Source organism: Oceanobacter mangrovi (assembly GCF_019740315.1).
GTDB lineage: Bacteria > Pseudomonadota > Gammaproteobacteria > Pseudomonadales > Oceanobacteraceae > Oceanobacter > Oceanobacter mangrovi.
Window position 1 is genome coordinate 19,130 of the sequence record NZ_JAHXZR010000015.1, and the last position, 21,667, is coordinate 40,796.

At 53.9% G+C, this 21,667-nt stretch carries 17 protein-coding genes; 10 read left to right on the forward strand and 7 right to left on the reverse strand.

The features are described 5' to 3' along the window. Positions 1-29: 29 nt before the first annotated feature. The 5 genes from K6123_RS22175 (at position 30) to K6123_RS22195 (ending at position 6,276) form a co-directional block, all read left to right on the forward strand. The gene (locus tag K6123_RS22175; protein WP_221801721.1) at positions 30-593 is read left to right on the forward strand and encodes an RNA polymerase sigma factor; all 564 of its coding nucleotides are present in this window, start codon (positions 30-32) and stop codon (positions 591-593) included. A gap of 5 nt (positions 594-598) precedes the next feature. Continuing rightward, complete coding sequence (locus tag K6123_RS22180; RefSeq protein WP_221801722.1) at positions 599-1,660, forward strand: FecR family protein; 1,062 nt, start codon at positions 599-601, stop codon at positions 1,658-1,660. 344 nt (positions 1,661-2,004) lie between these two features. Continuing rightward, positions 2,005-4,416 carry a TonB-dependent siderophore receptor gene (locus K6123_RS22185; protein WP_221801723.1) on the forward strand — a complete coding sequence of 804 codons (2,412 nt, stop codon included), beginning with the start codon at positions 2,005-2,007 and terminating at the stop codon, positions 4,414-4,416. An 82-nt stretch (positions 4,417-4,498) separates the two neighbouring features. After that, positions 4,499-5,770, forward strand: a complete 1,272-nt coding sequence (locus tag K6123_RS22190; protein WP_221801724.1) for a PepSY-associated TM helix domain-containing protein — start codon at positions 4,499-4,501, stop codon at positions 5,768-5,770. A gap of 62 nt (positions 5,771-5,832) precedes the next feature. After that, complete coding sequence (locus K6123_RS22195; RefSeq protein ID WP_246624971.1) at positions 5,833-6,276, forward strand: DUF4870 family protein; 444 nt, start codon at positions 5,833-5,835, stop codon at positions 6,274-6,276. Positions 6,277-6,334: 58 nt separating this feature from the next. Here K6123_RS22195 and K6123_RS22200 read toward each other — a convergent pair whose 3' ends face one another. Then, a complete protein-coding gene (locus K6123_RS22200; RefSeq protein ID WP_221801725.1) occupies positions 6,335-9,133 on the reverse strand; it encodes a prealbumin-like fold domain-containing protein in 2,799 nt (932 codons plus the stop codon). Between the two features lie 480 nt (positions 9,134-9,613). On the opposite strand from K6123_RS22200, the gene K6123_RS22205 reads away from it, so the two are divergent. Together K6123_RS22205 and K6123_RS22210 are read left to right on the forward strand one after the other, a co-directional pair. Beyond that, a complete protein-coding gene (locus K6123_RS22205) occupies positions 9,614-10,894 on the forward strand; it encodes an HlyC/CorC family transporter (RefSeq protein WP_221801726.1) in 1,281 nt (426 codons plus the stop codon). 52 nt (positions 10,895-10,946) lie between these two features. Next, a complete protein-coding gene (locus tag K6123_RS22210) occupies positions 10,947-11,606 on the forward strand; it encodes a YoaK family protein (protein ID WP_221801727.1) in 660 nt (219 codons plus the stop codon). A gap of 10 nt (positions 11,607-11,616) precedes the next feature. Here K6123_RS22210 and K6123_RS22215 read toward each other — a convergent pair whose 3' ends face one another. Then, positions 11,617-12,492, reverse strand: a complete 876-nt coding sequence (locus K6123_RS22215; RefSeq protein ID WP_221801728.1) for a bile acid:sodium symporter family protein — start codon at positions 12,490-12,492, stop codon at positions 11,617-11,619. Between the two features lie 193 nt (positions 12,493-12,685). Between K6123_RS22215 and K6123_RS22220 the strand changes: the two genes are divergently transcribed. After that, a complete protein-coding gene (locus K6123_RS22220) occupies positions 12,686-13,561 on the forward strand; it encodes a 1,4-dihydroxy-2-naphthoate polyprenyltransferase (RefSeq protein WP_221801730.1) in 876 nt (291 codons plus the stop codon). An 81-nt stretch (positions 13,562-13,642) separates the two neighbouring features. Here K6123_RS22220 and K6123_RS22225 read toward each other — a convergent pair whose 3' ends face one another. Continuing rightward, on the reverse strand, positions 13,643-15,403 hold the full coding sequence (locus K6123_RS22225; RefSeq protein ID WP_221801732.1) for an autotransporter outer membrane beta-barrel domain-containing protein: 1,761 nt from the start codon (positions 15,401-15,403) through the stop codon (positions 13,643-13,645). Between the two features lie 338 nt (positions 15,404-15,741). On the opposite strand from K6123_RS22225, the gene metG reads away from it, so the two are divergent. Continuing rightward, complete coding sequence (metG, locus tag K6123_RS22230) at positions 15,742-17,862, forward strand: methionine--tRNA ligase (protein WP_221801734.1); 2,121 nt, start codon at positions 15,742-15,744, stop codon at positions 17,860-17,862. 121 nt (positions 17,863-17,983) lie between these two features. Here metG and K6123_RS22235 read toward each other — a convergent pair whose 3' ends face one another. Next, positions 17,984-18,517: an REP-associated tyrosine transposase gene (locus K6123_RS22235; RefSeq protein WP_221801736.1), complete on the reverse strand. Its 534-nt coding sequence runs from the start codon at positions 18,515-18,517 to the stop codon at positions 17,984-17,986. 171 nt (positions 18,518-18,688) lie between these two features. Here K6123_RS22235 and K6123_RS22240 point away from each other — a divergent pair, with 171 nt between their 5' ends. Continuing rightward, positions 18,689-19,198 (forward strand): VF530 family protein, encoded by a 510-nt coding sequence (locus K6123_RS22240; protein WP_221801738.1) that lies wholly within the window; start codon positions 18,689-18,691, stop codon positions 19,196-19,198. A gap of 6 nt (positions 19,199-19,204) precedes the next feature. On the opposite strand, the gene K6123_RS22245 is transcribed toward K6123_RS22240, so the two are convergent. The 3 genes from K6123_RS22245 to K6123_RS22255 all read right to left on the reverse strand — a co-directional run bounded on the left by K6123_RS22245 (position 19,205) and on the right by K6123_RS22255 (position 21,598). After that, positions 19,205-19,936 (reverse strand): sulfotransferase family protein, encoded by a 732-nt coding sequence (locus tag K6123_RS22245; protein ID WP_221801740.1) that lies wholly within the window; start codon positions 19,934-19,936, stop codon positions 19,205-19,207. Positions 19,937-20,034: 98 nt separating this feature from the next. After that, the gene (locus tag K6123_RS22250) at positions 20,035-20,418 is read right to left on the reverse strand and encodes a hypothetical protein (RefSeq protein WP_221801742.1); all 384 of its coding nucleotides are present in this window, start codon (positions 20,416-20,418) and stop codon (positions 20,035-20,037) included. 106 nt (positions 20,419-20,524) lie between these two features. After that, positions 20,525-21,598 (reverse strand): BMP family ABC transporter substrate-binding protein, encoded by a 1,074-nt coding sequence (locus tag K6123_RS22255; RefSeq protein WP_221801743.1) that lies wholly within the window; start codon positions 21,596-21,598, stop codon positions 20,525-20,527. Between the last annotated feature and the right edge of the window lie 69 nt (positions 21,599-21,667).

Genomic DNA, 21,667 nt, shown 5'->3' on the forward strand with positions numbered 1-21,667 from the left:
ATAATGATAATTAATCTCAGTTAATTATCATGGCCTCTGACAACCTCAGCATGAAATCCCTCACCAGTCTTTTTACGGTACTGCGACAACAGGAAAACTCCTTGCTGTATTTCCTGGCCAGTCGGGTCGGCTGCCCTCATACCGCCGCTGACCTGTTACAGCAGCTGACCGAAAAACTGCTGCGCAAGCCGGATAACAGCGAGATTGAAGACGAAAAAGCCTATTTGTACCAAGCTGCCCGCAACGAGGTGATCAGCCACTTTCGCAGCGAGCAAAGCCGCCTGAAAAACGAACATGAATACGGCGAGTTGAAGCAGGACGAAGACGGTTATGATGTTGAGGCCGCAGCGCTGGCCAGCTTCAAATTGCAGCAACTGAATCAACGCTTGCAACAGTTGCCGCCACTGACCCGCGAGGTATTCTGGCGCTACCGCATTGACGGCCAGCGTCAGAAACAGATCGCTGAACAGCTGGATATCAGCCTGTCGTCGGTGGAGAAACATCTGGCAACCGCCACTCGCTGCTTGCGCCAAAGCCTGCGCGACAGCGAGCAGGGCAATCCAGCCAACCACAGTGAATCAGCAGGGCGCTGAGCGACATGACGGATCAACACTCACAGTTATCGCTGGATGATCAGGCCTTCAGCCTGATTCGCCGTTTTTACGAGGCGGAATCCACCGAAGCCGCCGCACAGCTGCAACAACAGCTTGAACAATGGCAACAGCAATCCACTGAGCACCGCCAGGCACTGGCACAAGCCAGCGAAGACTGGCTGTTAATGGGTCAGTTGAGCGACGTCGCCAGCCCCACGTATCAATCTGCCAAACAACCTGCAAACAAAGCTCACACCTGCACTGTTGCCAAGCCCCGTAGCAACTGGCTTGGAGCCGGTGCAGCACTGGCCGCCATCAGTTGTCTGGCGATTGTCGCCTGCCTGACGCTCTGGCAACAGCCCACCAGCAGCCTCCAGACAGCCAGCGCCAGTAGCGCAGCAAACTGGCAACAGCAATTCCGCTCCGGTTACGGTGAGGTTCAGCAGCACACCCTGCCCGATGGCAGTCAGGTGACGCTGAACTGGGATTCCGAAATAGCCATCGACTTCAGCGCCGAACAACGCAACGTCCGCCTGCTGCATGGCGAAGCTTTTTTTCAGGTCGCCCATAACCCGGCGCGGCCATTTGTGGTTCAGGCCAATGGTGCCAGAGCCCGCGCTGTCGGTACCGCATTTAATGTCCGCCAACAGGACGATGAACAAGTCACCATTGCAGTCACCGAAGGCGTGGTGGCAGTGACTGGCGACAAGCGCCAGTCACTGGTATTGAATGCCAGCCAGCAAGTCGCTGTGTTACAAGGCGTACCCGGTGCCGTACAGTCACAGCCAGCACAACGCACACTGGCCTGGCAAACTGGCAGCCTGATTTTCGATCAACAGCCACTGGTCGAGGTACTGGCGGAAATCAACCGCTATACCCGTTACCAGATCGACACCCGCTACCTGCCCAGCCCGCAAGCACCGGTGACTGCCACCTACTTTATCAGCCGCACGGATGAAGCCATTCGATCCCTGATGCAGCTGTTCCAGCTGCAGGCCGATATGCGTCAGCAAGCCGATGGCAACCATCTGGTATTGCGCCCGGCGTTACGGAAACCCTCGCAGTAGCAAACCGCTGAGCGTCAGCCTAACACCGGAAGCACAGCCGCCGTCCTGAACTTGCTTCAGGATCCATGCGGCGTTGCAGCCGCTGTATGGAGTCCAGATCCCGCCGGGGCTCGCCTGGAACGACGACGATTTTCCCAGCCTTCGTCATACCGGACTTGATCCGGTATCCATACGCCCCTGCAACCTTCCACTCGATTTTGGGGCCCGTCTGGAACGGCTATGTAATAAAAATCTGAAATTTTTTTACGGGTTTTGATGCTGGCCTGCGTCTCTATATAAAACGCTTTGATTTTGATTCTTATTTGTAAATCAAAGCAAAGATTATCAGAGAAGGAGCCAGGATCTTGCCGAACCACCCATCCATTCGTCGTCAGTTGCTGTTTGTTGCCATCAGTTCTGCCTTGTTGGCTCCGCTTGCAAATACCGCCAGTGCTGCCAGCCCAACCGCGCCGCAACAGCAGCTGGTGATCGACATCGCCGCCATGCCGTTAACCGATGCCCTGCGTCAGCTGGCCTTGCAAAGCCATTTCCAGATCAGCGCCAGCAGCGTGTCACTGCAGGGTCTGCAAAGCCCGGCGTTGCAGGGCCGATATGACGTTGAAGAAGCACTGCAAATCCTGCTGCAAGGTACTGGCCTGCAGGCCCGCCGTATTGGTGGCACCAGCTTCACCATTGACGAGCCAGCCGAGCCACAAACCGACGTCAATGATTACAGTGCCATAGAAGAAGTGGTCGCCGTCGGTGGTTATATCGAACGTGAGCAGCTGGATACCGCCACAGGTCTGGGCCTGAAACCGCTGGAAACCCCGCAGTCGGTGACGGTATTTACCGCCCAGCGTCTGAAAGACCAGCAGCTGGAAACCATTCAGGACGTGGTCAGCAGCACCATTGGCCTCACCAGTACCGACACAGACACCGTCCGTAACGGCTTCTCTTCCCGTGGTTTTGATGTTTCCAACTACCAGGTTGATGGCCTGCCGCTGTCATGGTCATTGGGTGGCGACTCCGGCGAAACCATCGCCGACGTTTCCATGTACGAACGGGTTGAGTTTGTGCGTGGTGCCACCGGCTTGCTGACGGGCGCTGGTAATCCATCGGCATCGATCAACTTTGTTCGCAAACACGCCGACAGTGATGAATTCCACGCCACCATTGATGCCTCGGTGGGCAGCTGGAACAAAAAAGAACTGCTGGTTGATGTCGGCTCCGGCCTCAACGACAGCGGCAGTATTCGTGGCCGTCTGGTAGCCAAAAAAGCCAGCAAGGATTCCTGGCAGGATCTCTACCACGAAAAACGCACTGTGCTGTACGGCACCATTGAAGCCGACCTGACGGCCACCACCTTGCTGCGCGCCGGTGCCAGCATGGATCACCATGAACCGACCGGGGTGACCTGGGGATCACTGCCAAGCAATTTCAGCGACGGCAGCCAGACCGATTGGGAGCGTTCCAAGACTACCTCCGCCGACTGGACCAAGTGGGAAACCAAGGGCACCAACTATTTCGTTAATCTGGAGCACACTCTCGACAACGGCTGGCTGGTAAAAGCCACGGCCAACCGCCTGATTTACGATAAAGATACCAAGCTTCTGTATATGTACACCTTGGCGAGTACTGGTCTCGATAAAGAAACCGGTGAAGGCCTCGTCACCTGGCCAATCAACTCCTACGGTTACAGCCGTCAGGACACCCTCAATGTGCAATTGCAAGGTGACTTTGAATTGGGTGGCAATTACCACGAGTTCACCCTGGGTGCCCAACGTTCCGTACAAACGGCACGGACATGGGAATACAACGAGCTGAGCTACCCGAGCTCCGGCAACTTCTATGAATGGGATGGCAGTTCGGCTGAACCGGAATGGGAAGACACTGCGACCCAAACCCTGTCGATGCGTACTATTCAAACCGGTGTTTATGCTGCCACCCGTCTGAACATTACGGACGCCCTGAAAACCATTGTCGGTGCCCGTATTGCCAGCTGGAACCGCAGCGGCAACAGCTGGGGCGAAGACACCAACTTCGGTAACACTGGAGAGCTGATCCCCTATGTTGGCGTACTCTACGACCTGACAGAAACCCAGCGTTTGTACGCCAGCTACACCACTATTTTTATGCCGCAAAATTACCGTACCTATGAAGCTCGGCAAATCGACGCCCTCACCGGAGAAAACTGGGAGGCTGGTTTGAAAAGCAGCTGGCTGGATGACCAACTGCAAACGACCGTTACCTTCTACCGCACCGTCCAAAGTAACGTTGCACAAAAACTGAGCACCTACGTCAAAGGAACAGAACAATACGACACCGATGGCAATGTTGTCGGAGGTGAAGATGCCTATCGACAGGCGAACAGCACAGATACCAAAGGTGGAGAAATCGAAGTGGTTGGTAATCTGACCGACACCTGGCAAATCCACGCAGGCTATGAGCATTTCCGATCAAAGGATATTAGTGAACTCGATATCAACTCAGACCATGCCCGCGAAACCTTCAACCTGTTTACCACCCTCGAGCTGAACAACCTGACGCTGGGTGGCGGTGCCGACTGGCAGGGCCGCATTTATGGCCCAAGCGTTGAGCAACCGGGCTTTACCCTGATTAACCTGATGGCTCGTTATCAGATTACCCCGGCGCTTTCGACCCAGTTCAATGTGGCCAACCTGACCGACAAGAAATATTTCAGCCAGGTCGGCTCCAGCGGTCAGTACCGTTATGGAGCCCCACGCAAGCTGAACCTCGGCGTCAGCTACGAGTTTTAACCCTGTTTAAGCCTTGTCGCAGCAGTCGGATGACGACTGCTGCCTGACCAGGAATTTGCCGCCACATTCGAGGGAATCCTGAATGCGATCGACACTGGTTTTATTACACCGCTGGGCTGGTTTGACCACAGCGGTTTTTCTGTTTATCACCGGCCTCACCGGCGCGGTGATTTCCTGGGATCATGAGCTGGATGAATGGCTCAACGGCCATTTACTGGATGCCAATACCCCGGGCCAGCCAATCCCCATGTTTGAGTTGATCGAACAGGCTGAGGCCCGCCACCCGCACATGCAGGTGCTGTATACACCACTAACCCCGGAGCCAGGCCATTCCGTCAGCTTCTACGTTCAGCCACGACTGAACCCGGCAACGGGAGAACGTTATGAGCTGGGCTTCAACCAGTTGTTTGTTGATCCGGTATCCGGCGCAGAACTCGGCACCCGCCAGTGGGGGGCGGTATGGCCACTCAGCAGCGAAACCTTTGTGTCTTTCCTCTACAAGCTGCACTACAGCCTGCACCTGCCGGAAATGTGGGGAATTGATGAATGGGGCATCTGGCTGCTGGGGGGGATTGCGCTGATCTGGACGCTCGACTGCTTCTTTGGCATCGCCCTGACCTGGCCGAAATTCAGCACCCAACGCGGTGACACCAGCGCAGTGAAAACCCGCAACTGGTTCGGCAACTGGGGCAAACGTTTTGGTATTCGCTGGAATGGTGGCCGTTACAAGCTCAACTTCGATCTGCATCAGGCTGTCAGCCTGTGGACCTGGGGACTGTTGCTGATAATCGCCTTCACCGCCTTCTCACTGAACCTCAAGCGGGAAGTGTTTATGCCGGTGCTGTCAGCCATTTCCGACGTCACGCCGACGCCCTACGATGTGCATCCGTTTATTGCACTGGCCGATGTGAAGCAGCCCAACCTGACCATGCAGCAGGCGATCGAAACCGCCACAGAACGCGCCCGCGAGCTCGGCTGGGATGAGCCAGCAGGTGCTGTCTATTACGCCCGCCAGTTCGGTTTTTACGACGTCAAACTGTTCTTCCCTGACAACGACCACGGTACTGCGGGAGCTGGCCATAAAGAGCTGTATGTTGATGCTTACAGTGGTGAAATTCTGGGCCAGCGGATTCCGTGGCAAGGTTCGGTTGCCGATCTGTTTGTGCAGGCCCAGTTCCCGCTGCATTCCGGTCGAATTCTGGGGCTGCCGGGTCGTATCCTGATTTCGGCCATGGGCCTGGTGGTGGCCATGCTGTCGGTCACAGGCGTTATTATCTGGTGGCGCAAACGCAAGGCTCGCAAAGCCACGGCAGCCAAACAGCAGCAAAAGAGCGCCCAGCCGCTGGCCGTTTAATCGCTGTACTGGCCCGTTGTAATTGTTATGCTGCCAGCAATGACCAACGGGCTGGAGCCAACATGGCCGACTACGATCACGACAGCGACAGCGACAGCGACAGCGACAGCGACAGCGACAACTATCGGAAAGACAAGCAGAGCTACAACTCTATGCCGCCACGCGACAATTTTCAGCCCTTGTCGCCACACGACAACGACGCCAAAAATCATGCGCTGTTCGCCTATATCATGATGGGGCTGGGCTATTTCACCGGCATTTGCTGGGTCATCGGTGGCGCCTGGGCGATGGTCAAGATCAATGATTTTCGTGGCAGTCAGTTTGAAGATCACTTCGCCAATATCATCAAGGTGTTCTGGTGGGGATTAGGTCTGACCGTGATTGGCTACGTCACGGTGTTTATTTTTATTGGCTGGTTTATTTTGCTGGGTGTGTTTGTCTGGAGCGTGTTCCGGCTGGTGAAAGGCATTGCCAACCTGACCACCAATCGGCCGTATAACTACTAATGCGGTTATTCAACCCGGACGCTGTAGCAGGCTCCGGGTCGCCCGATTGATTGCCTGATTATTCCACCATCACCCAGAAACGTATTTCAAAGCCAGGGTTACCACTGCTGTTACGCTCGTTCATAACACCGGTCGGATTGATGCGAATATTGGTGACGTTGGCGTCCAGTCCCTTGGCATCTGCAGATGGCGTATAACCCCAACTGCTGCCACCATCGGCGGAATATTGCAGCTGGCCACTGCTCCAGCTGAGACCACTGCTGATGCTGTCATCTTCAAAAATCACCGCAGCGCTGGTGCCTTCGATACCGTCCACGTACATCACCAGGTTGGCCGGAATCGCATCGGTAATCGTGATGGAATCGGCATCAACCTGCCCCAGCCCCGAGTTTTCCACCTTGATGGAATATTCCACCAGCGCCCCCGGAATGGCTTTTGGATTATTGGTACCGTTGACCGGGTCTTCCACCGCAATGGCTTGCTTGATCACGCTCAGTTTGGGTTTCAACTGTTCGTTGGTGAAGGTACAGACGATGTCGGTGTCATCAATGCCAATGGTCAGGCTGTTACTGGCGCTGTCAAAACCGTCGGTGCCGGAACAGGTTACCGTGGTGGCAAAGTCACTGAGATCCAGCGTGCCCGAACCAGACAGCCAGGTTTCCGCCAGGCTGCCGGATTCCAGGATATACACCGTCGCCGGATCGCCGCTGGTGAGGTTTTCGGCAACAGAAGTGGAATCATGGGTGGCGTCGGCGTCATTACCGAAGCCAGAGCTGGTCAGCTCAATCACACTGCCGGCATCCGCGTTAACCCATTGCTTTTGCAGCGTCAGGCTGGCGCTTTTGCGGCTGTTGGTGAAGGTACATTCGATATCAGTATCATCCTGCCCCACCAGCAAGGTGCTGTCGGTCAGACCATCGGTGCCACTGCAGCTGATGACGCTGTTGTAATAGTTGGGTTCGCCACTCAACCAGCTCTCTGCCAGCGTCCCGCTTTCGCCGACATAAACGGTGGCGGCGCTGCCAGAATCCAGGTTGTCACCGCTGGCATTGGATACCGAGCTGGCAAGACTGGCGTTGTTGATAAAACCACTGCTCGCCAGACTCACTTCGTCGTTCTCAAAACCCACCTGCCATTGCTTGCTGAGCACCAGATTGGCAGTCTTACGGCTGTTGGTGAAGGTACAGATAATATCGCCATTGGGCATGGTAAAACTGGCCGAGTTGCCATCGCCGGATGCCGCTACTGCCGTCGCCGGATCGGTATCACAGACGTAACTGGCGTTGTAATCGTTGAGGTCAGTATCGGTGCCAGCCGCTTCCGCGGCGCTAACGGTTGCGCCGACATCGACGATGGTCGACACCGTAGTGCCATCACCGCCTTCTTCCGACCACTCACCGTTGGCGCTCATTAAAAACAGCCCCGGCTTGAAGGGATCATCCAGCACCTTGGTAACCGTCAACGGTCGCTGACGAATATTGGTGTAGGTACAGAGAATTTCAGCCCCTGGCGACATCGCGTTGGCGTCCATCGACACGGTTGCCGTGTCGTAGTCATAACTGATAGTACCGGCAGCCACCGGATAACCGTTGTCGACACAGGACATATCGTCGAGGCGGAAATCGGTCTGGCTGGTCTCACTCACAGAAGCGGCGGTATAGGGCGTCAGATACTGCACACTGCCTTGCTCGGCGGTATCAACAGCCGTGGTTGAAATGGTTGCTGTGCTCCAGCCTGCGGTGCCGGTAAATTCAAAGCTGCCAATGTCGCCAGTGGAGATTTTCTCGATCTGAATCTGCGGCTTCTTGGTATTGGTAATGGTGCACTCACCCGCAGACGTGGTGGTGTTTAGCACCATCGCCATACTGCGATTGGCGGTGTCTGTGCTGTAGGAAACGCCGCCAGAGCAAGTGATATCCTCAGCGGTTTCAACCCAGCCAGTGGTGGTCGCTTCAGTAACCGTAAGCGTCTGGTCACTGTCACTGGCGGTCATAAATACCCGCGCGGTTTCGCCGTCACTGAGGGTAAACGTCGTGCTATTGGTTGCTTCCGAGATGGTGGCAGGAATATAGGTGCCACCGCTCACGCCAGTGCTGCTCAGCGTCGCGCCAACCAGAGCAATCACCTTGCTGCCACTGGGTGCGGTCGCGGTATAGGTAAAACTTTGTGGTGTAAAGCCATCGGTGGTAATCGACTGCTGATCTGGTGTGGTCTGTTTGGTGATGTCCATCCAGACCCCTACCTGCACGGCTACCACACCGTTCACCACCGAAGTACCCGTCACACACTTGGATTTATTGTCCTGGGATACGTCGGTCGGGCCGGTACACAGGCCGTTATTTTTTTCATTCTGCTTGTATGACAGCATGTAGGGGATTTGCAGCGCACTGGTGGCGGAGTCGGCAGTACAGACCACCTTGATCTTGTCGATGCGGTTGGTGGTATCGCCCCCGCCCATATAGTCGCCACACAGGTCACCGGCTTCATCGTTGGCCGCCGCAAACCAGGGATTGGAAACCGTTGGCGTCGGGTTATCCAGCGCCGGGAAAGTTGCAACCGAACAGAGTGCATTGCCGGAATTGAGAGTACTGGCAGTGGAAACTGCCGGGTTGTTGCCTTCCTGACCGACAAAAAAACCGACGTCGTAACGGTCAGTATTGGAACCCGACAGCTCAATTTCCACCACGAATTCAAAATCCTGCCCGGCCATACAGAATGGTGGTTCACCATCAGCGGCACTGAACGTCGGCGATACGGTAAATTCACCGGCTGTACAGTTAAAGGTCTGGCTTGCCCGATCTGCAATACACGACAAATCCTTGGTCGCGCTGACATCAAAGTCGGCAGCTTGCGACATCAGACTCAGCATGCATGCTGGCAGCACTGAACCAGCGATAAAAAAGAGCCGCAACAGTCGTCGTATTACCAACGCAGATATTAATCCGTATTCCATGGACAACTACCAAATACAAGGTTTAAAAGCCAGACTGCTACGACTGATAGTTGATAGGTTTATAAACTAAAAGTACACAATCAGTTACATGAATATACTATTTATTCACAATAAGAAAAACTGGTTCGCAAGTGGATAAATTGCTTGAGCGCTATAAAAAACTGACTATTGAAGACAGACAAAATGGTCAAAGATGGTTATTTGCACAGCCTTTACCGATTCGATGACACAGTCCTGACGACCGCACCGTTAATCACACAGACAGGCCATGCAAGACGCAGCTTTATGCCATATCAACAAATCAATAATGAGTACCAGAGCACAGTTGACAGACTACCCGTCAGCCCTATGATGACCACTTCTTAATAGTCAAAGGACACCACCTTGAACGAGGTTCCCTTAAGTGTGCTATTCGGCATACTCGTGGTACTGATCATTTTTTCAGGATTCTTCTCCAGCTCTGAAACCGGCATGATGTCGCTTAACCGCTACCGCCTGCGTCACCTGGCAAAGAATAACCATCAGGGCGCCAAACTGGCTTCCAAACTGCTCGACAAACCCGATCGTCTGATCGGCACCATCCTGACCGGTAACAACCTGGTGAACTTCGCTGCGGCTGCCCTGGCCACCATCATCAGTCAGCGCCTGTGGCCTGATAACCCGGATCTGGCAGTGTTTGTTAACACCATCCTGTTTACCCTGATCGTACTGATTTTTGCGGAACTGACGCCCAAGACGCTGGCCGCCATCGCCCCTGAACAAATTGCCTTTCCAGCCGCCCGCTTGCTGCTGGGGCTGCAATGGTTACTGCATCCGTTCGTCTGGTTTGTGAACACCATCGCCAATGGCCTGCTGAAGCTGGCCAGGGTTGATACCAACCAGGCCAACTCCGACAGCCTCAGCACCGAAGAGCTGCGCACTGTGGTGCGGGAAGCCGGTGGCATGATTCCGAAGCGCCACCAGCACATGCTGCTGAGTATCCTTGACCTCGAAAAAATGACCGTCAATGACATCATGGTGCCGAAAGGCGAGGTCTACGGCGTCGATCTTGATGACGATATGGATACCCTGCTGGAACAGATGCGCACCACCCAGCATACTCGCGTGCCGGTTTACCGTGGCAACATCAACAACATCATCGGCATCCTGCATGTGCGTTCGATTGCCCGGGTTATCAGCCTCGAGAGTTTTTCCAAGGCCGATATCGAAGAGGCCACCCGTGAACCCTACTTCATTCCAGAAAGCACACCGCTGCACACCCAGCTGTTCAACTTCCAGAAAAACCAGCGCCGTATCGCCCTGGTGGTAGATGAATATGGCGACGTGCAGGGAATCTGTACGCTGGAAGATATTCTTGAAGAAATTGTCGGCGAATTTACTACCGATGTGGTGGCGACCAATTCACCAGATGTTCATCCACAGGAAGACGGCAGCTACATTGTCGACGGCACCGCCTATATTCGTGACGTCAACAAAACCATGAACTGGGAGCTGCCCACCGACGGGCCAAAAACCATCAGTGGGCTGATCGTGGAAATTATTGAACACATCCCGGAATCGCCGGTGTGTCTGCGCATTGGTAACTACCGGTTTGAGATTCTGCAAATCAAGGACAACATGGTCAAAGCCGTCCAGGTGACGTTCGACAAGCCACGTAAAGCCTGACCGCTGACGGCGGGCGAGTTGCCCGCCAGACCAACCAGAGGGAGTAACTGTTGTGATTTCCCGCCTGCCCCGCTGGGTCGAAGCTGGCGCCTTTTTGCTGGCGTTCATCGCTGGCAGCGTCAACGTCGTTGGCCTGCTGGGCTTCGAGCACCAATCTATTTCACACCTCTCCGGCACTGCCAGCCAGTTTGCCAGTGCTCTTGCAGGTTGGTCTGACAAGAGCTGGCACTTACTGGGAATTCTGGTCAGTTTCCTGCTTGGTGCCGCAGTATCCGGCCTCAGCCTCAGCAATACCGCATTGGTCGAAGGGAAACCCTACAGCCCTCTGCTATTACTGGAATGCCTGCTGCTGTTATTGGCGGTCTGGCTGATGAAAGATCATCCGATGTGGGGGCATTATGCCGCATCCATGGCCTGTGGCCTGCAGAATGCGCTGGCGACGACCTTCAGCGGTGCCATTGTTCGCACCACCCACGTGACCGGTATTGTCACCGATCTCGGCATCATGCTGGGAACCTGGTTGCGAGGGGACGGACTGGACCAGCGCAAAGCGCTGTTGTTTCTGTTGATCATCGGCGGCTTTATTTCCGGTGGCGTCGCCGCCACCTGGCTGTTCCAGCAATATCTGTTTCTGACGCTGCTGATGCCAGCAACCCTGTGCCTGCTGCTGGCCATCAGCTATTACCTGCTGATTACCCGCAGAGCACGATAATCTCTAACAATCAGACTAACTGGGCACGACGGCGGTCCAGCCAGCGAACCAGACCGATATAACCAAAGCCCGGCAGGTTCATCAGCAAACCGTACATCAAAGGCACGGCCGCCAGTTCCGGACGCTGCAACACCGTCATTGCCACCAACAGCGCGGTGCCTGCGTTCTGAATCCCTACTTCTACAGCAATGGTACGGCTATCGGCCTGATCACAGCCCAGATGGCGCGACAACAACAGTGCAAATGCCATCGACACCATCGCCAGCAGCAGCACAGCAACACCTTGCAGCGACAGCATCGCCAGTAGAATGTCACCGTTCACAACCAGTAGCGCAATCACCACCAACGCCATCGCCAGCGCTGCCAGCTTTTTCGCATAAGGCTCTATTTTTACCATCAGCGCCGTTGCCCAATGGCGCAAGGCCATACCCAGCAACACTGGCACCAGTGTCACTGCAACCAGTTGTTTGATGGCAATTGCTACAGGAAAATCGATGTCCGACAACATATCCCCGGAAGCCGTCAGGTAGCTACCAAACAGCAAGGGCAAACTCAGCGGTACCATCAGGCTGGTAATCGCCGTCAGCGAAATACTCAAGGCCACGTTACCGCCCGCCAGCCAGGCGAACATATTAGAGGTTGCCCCGCCAGGGCACAGTGACAGCAGGAACAAACCTGCGGCGGCGGCACCTTCCAGCCCGGTAACCACAATGATCACCAGCGCCAGCGACGGTAACATCAGCATCTGACACACCAGGCCGACCAGCGGAACCACAGGCCGCTGAATAACCTGGCTAAAATGCTTTTTTTCGAGACCTAGCCCCATCGAAAACATGATGAAGGCCAGCACCACTGGCAGAATGATTTGGCTTAAAAGCTGTTGCATTGTTTTCCCTGACTTCCCTGCGAAATATCGTTCTAACACCGGTTTGATACACTAGCAAAGGTTGCCCAATAACGACGACCAGCATGTGTTCAAACGAGCCGCTATTCTAAATAAAAGTAGTTTCATTTTGCGACTGGCAGTCGACGGAATTTTGCTCCATGCTGCCCGCCATGATTATTTCAGGGAGAATCCGGTGAATTACTGGGTACAAGCGATTCGACCAAAAACCATTCCGGCGTCCATTGGACCGGTGCTACTGGGGTCTGCTTTGGCGGCCAATCAGCAAGCGCTGGATATGGGTATTTTCCTGCTGGCGATGCTGTGTTCGGTATTACTGCAAATTGGCGTCAACCTCGCCAACGACCTGTTCGATGGGCTCGGCGGCATTGATACCGACGAACGACTGGGGCCAGCCCGTATGGTGCAGTCCGGTTTTATCAGCCCCAAATCCATGATCATGGCATTGGCGCTTTGCACCCTCGCTGCGATGGCCACGGGTGTTGCCCTTGCTGCCCTTACCGACTGGCGCCTGCTATGGGTCGGCTTGCTCTGCATACTGGCCGTGTTTGCCTACAGCACCGGTCCCCTGCCGCTGGCCTCCAAAGGACTTGGTGAAGTTGCGGTACTGGCATTTTTTGGCTGGGTTGCAGTGGCCGGAAGTTATTGGTTACAAACCGGAGAGATCAACAGCCATGCGCTGATGTACGGCACAACCGCGGGCTTGTTCAGCGTCGCCATCCTGCTGATCAACAACATTCGCGATATTCCAACCGACAGCAAGGCCGGCAAATTCACCCTCGCTGTACGTCTGGGTGACAAAGCCAGCCGTGCGCTATTTGTCGCCAGTATGGTCGCGGCCCTGCTGCTACATCTGTGGATCAGCTGGCCCGATTACCTGCTGTTACTAGTCCCCGTGCTGCTTTGCAGCCCGATGGTGTGGTCATTGTCCCAGCGGATCTTCATTACCCAGGGTCGAGATATGAACGATCTGCTGGCGTTGACCGCCAAAACCGGTCTGCTGTACTGCACTGCCTGCGCCATTATGCTGGTACTTGAAAGCCTGTTCTGAGCGATTTTAGAAAATCAGATACTGGCTACACCAGTATCTGATGCGCCAGGCGGCGTTTGAATAGCCGGTCTTAAACTCCAGTCAGTTGGATACCATCAAGGTTATCTGGCCTTCATAACTGCCAGCGGCAATGTCGGTTGCAACACCGTCGACATACATGGTCAGGCTGGTGCCTTCTGGTGCCGACAGCTGGGCACCTTCCGCCAGTGTCAGCGAGGTGATCCAGGAAGTTTGATCGACCACCCATTCACTTGAACCATCCAGCGAGACGGCAACTCCGTTATCGTCGAAGGTTTCTTCGTACACATTGGTCACTTCACCGATCATGGCATAGTCGTCAGCGGTCAATTCATCGGCCGTATAGCCTTCTTCTTCGTACAGAGGTGTCGTAGTTGCCGTTGTTATAGCGCCCGTCAGCGTGGTCGCAGCCAGGTTTACATTCAGGGTCACTGCAATGGTGTTACCGTTGACCAGGTCCCCTTCCAGCTCAGTGTCTGACAGATTGACCGTCGCGTCATAGTTACCGGTCACCGTGCCCGTGCTGGTTACAAAATACGGGTCATCGTTAGCCATCAATTGCACCAGCAAACCGGAGTCCGACACTACCGTCGCAGCATCAATATTAATCGTTGGGTAACTTCCCTTGGCCTGAATCCCGGTGCCCACAGAATGCAGCAGGCTATCGCCGTTAATCGTCAAGGTGCCGGTCGCAGTGCTGTGCATCATGACGCCAATACGACCAGACTCAATGGTCGAGGCATTACCAATCGTCGCCGTACTGCTGCTGGTCAGAATCAGACCATAGTCCGTAATATCAAAATCACAGCCACGGATAACAACATCGGCGCCATTATCGGAATAGGCTCCATAGCCACTCTCGGTCGTTTTGACGGTGGAATTGATACAGTAGAGTTCAGTGCCATTGACGTCATCGGTTGATAACACGCCCCAGGCATCAGCACTCAAATCACTGTTCACGTAATACGCAGTACCATTACCAGTTGCCAGCGTGGTTCGCACATTACCGGTAATCCCCAGCATCCACGGCACTTCCATCATGCCTGCGCCCAACGCCCAGACATAGTCATCCGGCAAAGTGCCATTATGGGCAGCAATCGTTGAATCCGTTACCGTCAGAGTACTGTTGCCTGTCACAAAAGTAGCCGGACGAATCGCCCCCGTCGTTGTGATTGTAGCGCCATCCATGCTGACATTGGCATAACCGCTGGTAAAAACACCGGCACCAACACCGGCGAAATCGTCGACACCATTACCGTCAAAGTTAATGGTTGGCTGATTGATGGCATAATCGAACGCTTCGGTATTACCATCACTACTGGTAATCATAATCCCGTTGAACTGCTCACCAACGGAATCGATAACAATATTTTCTGCTGCAGTATCGGATACCTCACCGGAACTGACCGCGGAGGGAACCGAGCTGGATTCGATATAGGCACCATCCTCAATATATATTGCCGTGCGGTAATAATAAGTACTATCGGTGCCAAAAGTGGTATAACTAATCGGAATCTGATCAGTCAGTCGCAAGACAATATCACCACTGTATTCACCGGCGTCGATGCCGGTTTCAACACCATCGACTGTCATGGTCAGACTATAGCCGTCGGGGGCCACAAGGCTGGCACCGCTAGCTAGGGTTAAGACATCCAGGCTGGTATCCTCAGTGATTTCCAGGCTGCTGTCAGCCTCGACACTGAGAGTGACAGCACTGTTGTCTGCGGTGTCTGAACTATTATCATCGCCACCACAACCGGTCAGTGCGGCAGATAACAACGCAACTCCCAACAGGGCCGGGCGATATTGAATAATATCCATCATAAACCTCTCTTCTATTTATTATGGGTAGCAAACCAATTCTGTTGGTTTTGCAGTTTCAATATCAGGCAGTTGGTTTGGATATGTAAAATCGCTTCAATCGATTTGGACAATTGCGCTGACCAATTCAATATATCAGGCCATATATGTCAGTAACTGTCGTTTTATTATAAATATCCGGTTTAATCTTATAAGCGGACTTTCAGCCTGCTGAAGCCAGGTTCGCTGACTTACCAGAAGCGCCACACAGAGGGATGAAGCCTGATCCACGAACCGCTACAATAACGCCCTTTGATTTTCCACCCTTCGAGTTTTCGAAACAGCCATTCGGTAGTGACACCATGACAAACAGCCAACGCAAGATCCTGGTCACCAGCGCGCTTCCATACGCCAACGGCTCCATTCACCTGGGCCACCTGCTGGAATACATTCAGACCGACATCTGGGTACGTTTCCAGAAATCTCGCGGCCACATGTGTACCTACGTTTGTGCAGACGACGCTCACGGCACTGCCATCATGCTGCGGGCCGAAAAGGAAGGCCGTTCGCCGGAAGCCCAGATTGCTGCGGTAAAAGCCGAACACGAAGCCGACTTTGCTGCCTTCCAGATCGGTTTTGACAACTTCCACAGCACCCACAGCGAAGAAAACCGCGTGCTGTCGGAAGAGATCTACAAGGCCTGTCGTGACAAGGGCCACATCAACGTGCGCTCGATCAAGCAGCTGTACGACCCGGTGAAAGAGCTGTTTCTGGCCGACCGTTACATCAAGGGTGAATGTCCCAAGTGTGGTGCCGCCGACCAGTACGGCGACAACTGTGAAGCCTGTGGCGCGACCTACACCCCGGCGGAGCTGAAGAACCCTTACTCCACCATCTCTGGCGCCACCCCGGTTGAGAAAGAATCCGAGCACTACTTCTTCAGACTGCAGGATTTCGACGCCTATTTGAAGGAGTGGACCCGCTCCGGCACCCTGCAAAACGAGATCGCCAACAAGCTGGCCGAATGGCTCGACGCTGGCCTGCAGGAATGGGACATCTCCCGCGATGCGCCGTATTTCGGTTTTGAAATTCCGGACGCACCGGGCAAATACTTCTACGTCTGGCTTGATGCACCCATCGGCTACATGGCGTCGTTCAAAAACCTGTGTGACTCCGAAACGGGCAAGGCACAAGGCCTGGATTTCGCCGAATACTGGCAGCAAGGCTCCGAAGCCGAGCTGTACCACTTTATCGGTAAGGACATCGTGAACTTCCACGCGCTGTTCTGGCCAGCCATGCTGACCGCCGCCGAATACCGCACGCCAACCGCAGTCAACGCGCACGGTTTCGTGACCGTTAACGGTTCCAAAATGTCCAAGTCGCGCGGCACCTTTATCAAGGCCCGCACTTACCTGAACCACCTGAACCCGACCTACCTGCGTTACTATTTTGCTGCAAAGCTGGGTTCCAGCGTCGACGACTTTGACCTCAACCTCGAAGACTTCGTCCAGCGCGCCAACAGCGACCTGGTCAACAAGCTGGTCAACATTGCCAGCCGTACCGCCAACTTTGTTTTCAAGGCCGGTGGCAAGCTGAGCGACAACTGCGTCGAAGCAGCCATGGTGCAGGACTTCATCAATGCCGGTGACCAGATTGCCGCGCATTACGAAGCCCGCGAATTCGGCAAGGCCATGAAAGACATCATGGCGCTGGCTGATCGTGCCAACGAATACATTCAGGAAAAAGCTCCGTGGGCGATGAACAAGGAAGAAGGCCGCCAGCAGGAAGTCATCGACGTCTGCTCCGTTGCCATCAACCTGTTCCGTCAGCTGATCACCTACCTGGCGCCGGTACTGCCGGAAATCGCCGAAAAAACCGCCGAGTTCCTCAACCTCGACGACCTCAAGTGGGATTCCCGCAGCAACATCCTGCTGGGCCACCAGATCAACAAGTTCCAGCCCATGCTGGCGCGTGCTGAAATGGACAAGGTGAACGCGATTCTGGAAGAAACCAAGGCCGAGCTCGCCATTGAAAACGGCGAACAGCCAGCCGCTGCGGCTGATTCCAAGCAAGGCAAGAAAGAAGAGAAAAAAGACAAGAAAGCGAAAAACAAGGGTCCAGAACTGCGTGAAGACGGCAACGAAGTGATTGCCGACACCATCGAATTCCCTGACTTCGCCAAGGTCGACCTGCGCGTTGCCCGTATCGTCAAAGCCAACCACGTCGAAGGCGCAGAAAAACTGCTGCAACTGACACTGGACATTGGCAATGGCGAAACCCGCAACGTCTTCTCCGGCATCAAATCCGCCTACAACCCGGAAGACCTCGAAGGCAAACTCACCATCATGGTCGCCAACCTGGCACCGCGTAAGATGAAGTTTGGCATGTCCGAAGGCATGGTACTGGCCGCCGGGCCTGGCGGATCAGAAATCTACCTGCTGGAGCCAAATGACGGTGCCCAGCCGGGTATGAGGGTGATGTAATTCGTTTGATTTAAACGTTGTGGTGTATTACGCGTTCCGCTAATACACCCTACGTTTGATATACAACAAAATCATCGTAGGATGTAATAGCCGAAGGCGTATTACATCAAACTCCCAAAATTCAATCTCGATACGACAATAAATCCGCATTCACTGCATCTGCCCAATCGATCGGATAACCCCCTCGCTCAACACACCGGTGAAACGTTGAATATGGCCAGTCCTGTACCCGTTGCACCAGACCGTGTTTCAACGGGTTGATATGGATATAATCCATATGATTATTAAAGTCCTGTTGATCCCGAATAGTATGTTCCCAATAGCGTCTTTGCCAGATTCCTCGTTCACCACGTTGTAATCGCACGTTATCAATATTTTCGTTTTTTGGAATCGCTTTGGAAAACCGGGTTTTGATCAAACGCCATCTTAATGCGTAATCCACATCGCCCTCCGGCAAGCTGATCAGGCAATGGAGATGGTCGGGCAACACCACCCAGCCATGGATTTGAAACGGATGCTGATAACGGATATGACGTACCGTTTCACGCAGCTCGTCGACGTAACGCACCAGCAAGTCATTGCCATGACGGTTGTGAAGCACATGAGTGAAGAACCAGCAACCGCCCGGTTGCCAGTTTCGATGGTAATCAGACACAGGATTCCTTTCCTCAACAGGGTGTATTACGCGTTCCGCTAATACACCCTACATGCCATCAACTCAACAAACCACAGTAGGTGATGACCTGACATTGTAGCCCCAACCGCGACGCCAGCCCGCAAACCACGTACACTCGCGCTTTAATCACGCTGCCCTGCCGGATACACCATGACTGATCATGCCAATACCAATTACCAGAACAATCCGCTGCACGGCGTTGGCCTCAAGGCCATGCTGGAGGAGCTGGTCAGTCATTATGGTTTCCAGATTCTGTTTGCCTATCTGAATATCAACTGCTTCAAGACCAACCCATCGATTGAGGCCAGCGTTAAATTCCTCAAGAAAACCGATTGGGCGCGGGAGAAGGTGGAGGTGTTTTATTTGTATCGCTACAAGAATCTGCCAAACCCATCGTCAGATCAGTTCAAGCTGCCGCCGCGTGACCGGGTCGTGCCAGCCCATCAACAACCAGGTGAGCCCCAGCAGCTGAGTCTGGAAGATGCTGCCGAAGAGCAGGCCAAACGCGACCGTAAAACGGCCGCACATAACAAGCGCCCACAGGGTGGCAAGCCTTTTGGTAACCAGCGTTCGATGCCACGCGCCAAAGCCAGCCCGGCCACAAGTTCTGACCCCTGGGCCAAGGCGCGTCAGCAGCATAAGAGTGAAGATAAGGACTAACGCGGTTCAGGCCAGCCGGTAACGCCAGTTAGCCAGACGGTTTACCCAGCGATTTTTAAATTCCAGCCTCGGCTCGCTGCTGTGTTGGCGAGCCAGATACAGGGCTTCGGCCTTGTGGTACAACTCCAGATCTGCGGCACACAGACTTTCCAGTTTACCCATGGTCGCCTGATCAAATATCGGCTGCTGTTTACGCACCTTGCGATCGCGAAAGCGTAACGGCCGAATATCCAGCTGCTCAGCCACTTCTTTCAGATACAAGGCCGCATAGCTCTGCAATCCAAAGTGGCTGTTCTGCAAATGTTCCAACGCTTGCCCTACCGACTCCGGCTGCTTTGGACTCAGGTACAAACACTGGCCGTTACAGACTTCCGGGAAGTGCTGAAAGAATTGCAGGATGTCACCGGACTGGGCAATTCGAACGACCTCCGGAATATCCGAGGTTTCCAGCGACTGCTGACGGGTGAATTCGAAGAAGGAGATCATCCGATCAATCGGATGACGTAACAGGGTGTGATATTGAACGGGGGTTTCAGTCAGCTCATGCAGGCCATAGAAAAAGTGCCCGAACACGATCTTGGTATGGTCCGTTAGCTGCGGCGCAATGCCTGGGTAATTACGCTCAAACTGTTCGTTGCCGTACCAGTAGATTGCTTCATCATTGCTGAAATGAGGGCGCAGGAATTCCCGCAAAGTGGTGCCACTGGTTTTGGGTATATGAATAAAAACTTGCAACATGCTGCCTGCATCCATCCGGAACAGCCCGCAGACTAGCATGACAGCGGTTTGCAAACATCCGTCAGGCAACCTTGCTGCCAGCCAAAGCGTCGCAAAAACTACAGTGCCTGTAGCTGTTGGCTGAATCGATACCAACTGGCTTCTGCTGCCTCGATAACCCTTTGCAAATATTCGCCCGCCGGGTTGTGCTCTTGCGGGAAGTTCGACAAGGCACAGGAAGTGCGGTGTTTCTGCAGTACAACGGTCAGAAACTCTGCGGTATAACCGTCCAGCAACATCTCTAACGATGCTAATGACAGTTCATTTTGTTGAACCTTTTCAAGCAGTTGGCTAGCCAGCTCATCCAGAGCTGTGGGTACATTACGCAATAAAACCTCGTAGCCCAGCTGCTGCGACAAATCACGATTCAGGTTGCGTTCGTACTGTCGCAGCGTCTGGCGCTTGAGCTGTTCAATCAGCTGCTGTTCAGATAGCGGGTTCATCTCAGTGTCTCCTGCTGCAATTGCTGTCGGACATTGGCTTATGTCCTTTGCTGCTGTCAGTGGGAATTGCAGCATCCGTACCAGCGGCCTGAAACACACCTGACCATCAGAAAGTCGGTAGTTCTCCAATCAGGCCGTCGACGTACCAGTTCATTCGTTCCAGCTCAAGGTCCGACAGGCTCTCTCCTGCTTTTACAACTTCGCGTCCAAAACTATTCCGAATCGGCCCGGCAAACACCTTGAATTGCTGCTGTTCAATCAGCTGGCGTACCGTTTCAACCTGCTGACGAACCGTTGCCGGAACCTTGGCACTGATACGATTAAGCTGTGAAACCTGTTCCTTCATCCCCAACCAGCGGCTGTCACTGTGCCAGTCGCCATGTTTCAGGGCTTCGATTTGCTCAGCGTAATAAACACCCCAGTCATAACCAATTGAGGCCAGCTGACGAGTCGGTGCAAACTCCGACATATCGGAATGGAAACTGATGCCATAAATACCAGCCTGTTCAGCAACCGTCATGACTGCTGGCGAATCGGTATGGTGAGTGAGGATATCAACGCCTTCGTTTTCTACCAGTTGCCTGGCCAGTTGGGTGGATTTCTCCGGGTCGTACCATTGGTGCGTCCACTTCACATACACCACCGCATCAGGATTGACCCGTTTTACTCCCAATACAAACGCGTTGAGACCCCGAATTACCTCAGGGACGGCATGAGCGGCAACAAAGCCGATGCGGTTATTACGAGTCATGGAACCGGCAATGATGCCGGACAGATAACGAGGCTCGTAGGCTCGGGCAGAATAACTCCCCAGATTTTCGTCCACTCGCAGGCTGCCAATATTATCGAACTTGACGTTTGGCCATTCTTTCGCGACCCGCGAGGTTGGAATCATCAGCCCGGATGAGGTACTGAATATAATGTCGTTTTCTTTCGCCAATTGGCGTAGCAGCTCGGTTGATGCTCGTCCCTCTTTGGCAAATTCAACATATTCCGTTTTGATATCATTACCGTACAGGCGTTCGAGGTATTGGCGTCCTTCATTATGGGAATACGACCAACCGACTTCATTGGCTGGCCCAACATAAACGAAAGCAGCACGGATCTGGGCAATGCTGGTTAACGGCATCATGCAGGCAAGCAACAAGGCTGTTAGACGGAGCGGTTTGGCAATTTTCATTGTTATCCTGATAAATTCTGACCAATTGGTCAGGTAATTATCCTAACCAACCGGTCAACTTCTCAAGAT

What these genes read in the sequence shown, in the direction of transcription:
- K6123_RS22215 (WP_221801728.1), bottom strand. Translation starts at nt 12,492, where the DNA reads ATGCAACAGCTTTTAAGCCAAATCATTCTGCCAGTGGTGCTGGCCTTC.
- metG (WP_221801734.1), top strand. Translation starts at nt 15,742, where the DNA reads ATGACAAACAGCCAACGCAAGATCCTGGTCACCAGCGCGCTTCCATAC.
- K6123_RS22225 (WP_221801732.1), bottom strand. Translation starts at nt 15,403, where the DNA reads ATGATGGATATTATTCAATATCGCCCGGCCCTGTTGGGAGTTGCGTTG.
- K6123_RS22200 (WP_221801725.1), bottom strand. Translation starts at nt 9,133, where the DNA reads ATGTCGCAAGCTGCCGACTTTGATGTCAGCGCGACCAAGGATTTGTCG.
- K6123_RS22255 (WP_221801743.1), bottom strand. Translation starts at nt 21,598, where the DNA reads ATGAAAATTGCCAAACCGCTCCGTCTAACAGCCTTGTTGCTTGCCTGC.
- K6123_RS22195 (WP_246624971.1), top strand. Translation starts at nt 5,833, where the DNA reads ATGGCCGACTACGATCACGACAGCGACAGCGACAGCGACAGCGACAGC.
- K6123_RS22180 (WP_221801722.1), top strand. Translation starts at nt 599, where the DNA reads ATGACGGATCAACACTCACAGTTATCGCTGGATGATCAGGCCTTCAGC.
- K6123_RS22245 (WP_221801740.1), bottom strand. Translation starts at nt 19,936, where the DNA reads ATGTTGCAAGTTTTTATTCATATACCCAAAACCAGTGGCACCACTTTG.
- K6123_RS22240 (WP_221801738.1), top strand. Translation starts at nt 18,689, where the DNA reads ATGACTGATCATGCCAATACCAATTACCAGAACAATCCGCTGCACGGC.
- K6123_RS22250 (WP_221801742.1), bottom strand. Translation starts at nt 20,418, where the DNA reads ATGAACCCGCTATCTGAACAGCAGCTGATTGAACAGCTCAAGCGCCAG.
- K6123_RS22175 (WP_221801721.1), top strand. Translation starts at nt 30, where the DNA reads ATGGCCTCTGACAACCTCAGCATGAAATCCCTCACCAGTCTTTTTACG.
- K6123_RS22190 (WP_221801724.1), top strand. Translation starts at nt 4,499, where the DNA reads ATGCGATCGACACTGGTTTTATTACACCGCTGGGCTGGTTTGACCACA.